The organism is Vibrio sp. Vb1554, from assembly GCF_033344235.1.
Genome location: NZ_JAWPOJ010000068.1, coordinates 1 through 3180, shown reverse-complemented (window position 1 = coordinate 3180; position 3180 = coordinate 1). Strand labels below are relative to the sequence as shown.

Sequence of the window (3180 nt, the reverse complement as noted above, 5' to 3'; positions counted from 1 at the left end):
GAAGATCGTCTCGAAGGAAACGAATAAAGGACTCGATGTTCAAACTAGCGGCTCCTCAGTGAGCCGCTTTTTGTTGCTGCACAAAGCAGTTAAGATAGTTCAAATGCGCTAACCCTTTCACTGCAGATAACCTTCATGCAAAACGACGTATTTTTCGATCTCACTCAACATGGCTTTTCAGAAGACGAAGCCTCACAACTCATGGTCTATGGACAAGAGTTAGAATTACCTACTAGACACATTCTTAGCCATCAAGGTGAATTTAGTTCTCACATCTACTTCATTCTGGAAGGGTTATGCCACGCAAGCTATCTCACAGAGAAAGGCAAAGAATTCAGCAAAGAGTTTTATTGGGAAAAGGACTGGGTGATCGGCTTTGAAAGCGTGATAAAAGCTCAACCTTCACCGTACTTATTGGAAACGCTGACCGCATGTCATTTATTCTGTCTGCCTATCGAGGCATTGCATCAATGGCGCGCCGAAAAGCACTCTATTTACCTAAAATTGCTCGAAACGCAGTTGATGAACAAAGAGAATAAAGAACGTTTTATGCTGTTGTATTCACCTGAGGAACGTTATCAGTTATTTTGCCACCACTACCCAGATTTAGAACAGCGTATTACCGATAGCCAAATTGCGGCTTACCTCGGCATTACCGCTATCAGCTTAAGCCGTATTAAAGCGCGTTTAGCAAAAGACAACAAATAAGAGACGCACCAAACAAAAAAGGCTCTTCCAACGAAGAGCCTTTGTTCAATCTAATGACTTATTTAAGAAGACGCGCTCGGAACTGACGCCCTTTCATCTTACCCGTACTGATAATTTGCAATGCTTTCTTCGCGGCAGACTTTTCTACAGCAACGTAAGAACGTACAGGGAACAAATGAATCTTGCCCACTTGCGCACCTGGGATGCCATTTTTGCCAGTCAAACAACCAAGAATATCGCCAGGACGAACTTTTTGCTTCTTGCCGCCATCAATGTTGATGGTCACCATCTTCGCTTGGTATGGCTGCTGATTTGATTTCGCTGGCAAGGTCGCGGGTACCACATCCATCTCTAAGTACTCTTCGATACGAGCAACACGTAGACCGTCTTTTTCACCAAAGAAGCTGAACGCCAAACCTTTACTGCCTGCTCGGCCAGTACGGCCAATACGGTGCACGTGCACTTCTGGGTCACGAGACAGCTCAAAGTTGAACACAGCATCAAGATTGTCCACATCCAAACCTCGTGCCGCCACGTCCGTTGCCACAAGAATAGAAACGCTCTTGTTCGCAAATTGCACCAGTGCTTGATCACGTTCACGCTGTTCAAGATCACCGTGAATATCGATCACGCTAAAGCCGCGATGGTGTAATTCATCCGCGACATTTTGCACTTCTTTCTTCGTATTACAGAACACCACCGCCGACTCTGGTTGGTAAGTCAAAAGAAGATTCGCTAGCGCCTCATCACGCGCTTCAGTTCCTTCTACTTTGTAGAAGTATTGAGCAATGCTGGAAGTATCGTGAGTCGATTCAACCTTGATCATCTCTGGCGATTTCATAATACGCTGAGCGATTTTCTCGATCTTCTCTGGGAATGTGGCGCTAAAAAGCAATGTCTGACGCTGTTTAGGCGCCGCATTAATAATCGCATCCAAAGCGTCTTGGAAGCCCATTTCTAGCATACGATCGGCTTCATCCAGCACCAGTGTATTCAGCTCTTCCAAGTTAATACGGCCTTTCTCAAGGTGATCCAGAATACGCCCCGGAGTACCAACAAGGATATGTGCACCATGCTCTAACGAACCAATTTGCGGTCCCATCGGCATACCGCCGCACAACGTAAGTACTTTAATGTTATGGATACCACGCCCTAGCGTTCGAATTTCTTTAGCAACTTGATCCGCCAGTTCGCGAGTCGGACACAGCACCAAAGCCTGCACGCGAAATCGTTTTACGTTTAGATTTGATAGCACGCCAAGACCAAACGCCGCTGTTTTACCCGAGCCCGTTTTACCCTGACCAATTACGTCACGCTGATTCAAAATCGCCGGTAAGCTTAACGCTTGAATTGGCGTCATATGGGTGTAGTTCAATGAATCCAGCGTTTCTAGTAGCGCTGGGTTCAGGCCTACTTGGTCAAAAGTTTGTTTGCTCACAGGGAAATATCCTCAGGTGGGATGAAAAAGAGGGCACATTATCGCCAGATTTTCTGGGAAGACCAGTGAAAATTAACCATTGTTAATGAGTATTGAAACAAAAGCGAGTACATTCAGGCACTCTACTATCATTATGGACGACGGACATGACCACTTGGATCACTTTGCCTTTTGCTCAACTAACTACCTTACAACTGTATGAGATGCTGCGCTTACGCGTCGACGTGTTCGTCGTCGAGCAAACTTGCCCGTACCCGGAGCTAGATGGTAAGGATGTTATTGACGGCGTTCATCACCTACTCGGCTACCACAATGATGAATTAGTTGCCTGCGCTCGGCTTCTACCAGCTGGAACCACTTACGATAACGTCAGTATTGGCCGAGTCGTAACCAAAAAAACAGCCCGAGGTAGTGGCTTAGGCCATCGGCTAATCACACAAGCCATCCAAGCATGTTCTACGTTATGGCCCGAAAAAACCATAGACATTGGTGCACAAGAACATCTTATCGATTTTTATGCTCACCATGGATTTGAAGTTATTTCTGACAGTTACTTAGAAGATGGAATTCCACACGTAGACATGCGCCGGAGCAATTCGACTCAATAAACCTCCACAAAACTGCAATAAAAAAGACGCGAGATGATTGCGTCTTTTTTAAATCTACAACGGAAACTATTTGTTTCTGCCGAAGCTGCCATCCGATAGACGGAAGAACATAACCGAATGATCGCTCTTTTCCAGTTGCAACATATCTAACTGGCCGTTTTCTGAGAGTTTAAAACGGATGAGTTGCCCCTGCTTGATATGGCTCAGTGGCTTGTCGCTTCCTTCTATTTTTACTAAGGCGCTAAGGTCAGCCATAGAAAGCTGATTGTTGCGAAAAACTTGAGCTAACGTATCACCATTCTTCACATGGTACTCTTTCCAGTCTTCTGACTTAGGCCCCGAGCTTTGCGACGTACGTTGCTGACTCAGGCTTTGCGCATTTAACTGGATCGCAACACGCTGGCTATCCACTTCACCCTGCGGTTC

At 45.8% G+C, this 3180-nt stretch carries 4 protein-coding genes; 2 read left to right on the top strand and 2 right to left on the bottom strand.

All coding sequences use genetic code 11. From position 1 onward, the window contains the following. Positions 1 to 135 precede the first annotated feature (135 nt). Entirely contained in the window at positions 136 to 708 is a 573-nt protein-coding gene (locus tag R8N28_RS23585) for a Crp/Fnr family transcriptional regulator (protein WP_187567488.1), read from the top strand. Positions 709 to 766: 58 nt separating this feature from the next. On the opposite strand, the gene dbpA is transcribed toward R8N28_RS23585, so the two are convergent. Next, the gene (gene dbpA, locus R8N28_RS23580; RefSeq protein WP_005454697.1) at positions 767 to 2146 is read right to left on the bottom strand and encodes an ATP-dependent RNA helicase DbpA; all 1380 of its coding nucleotides are present in this window, start codon (positions 2144 to 2146) and stop codon (positions 767 to 769) included. A gap of 146 nt (positions 2147 to 2292) precedes the next feature. Between dbpA and R8N28_RS23575 the strand changes: the two genes are divergently transcribed. Next, positions 2293 to 2754, top strand: a complete 462-nt coding sequence (locus R8N28_RS23575; RefSeq protein WP_318183477.1) for a GNAT family N-acetyltransferase — start codon at positions 2293 to 2295, stop codon at positions 2752 to 2754. Positions 2755 to 2820: 66 nt separating this feature from the next. Here R8N28_RS23575 and R8N28_RS23570 read toward each other — a convergent pair. Continuing rightward, on the bottom strand, positions 2821 to 3180 hold a 360-nt coding region (locus R8N28_RS23570), incomplete at its 5' end, for a LysM-like peptidoglycan-binding domain-containing protein (protein ID WP_318183476.1).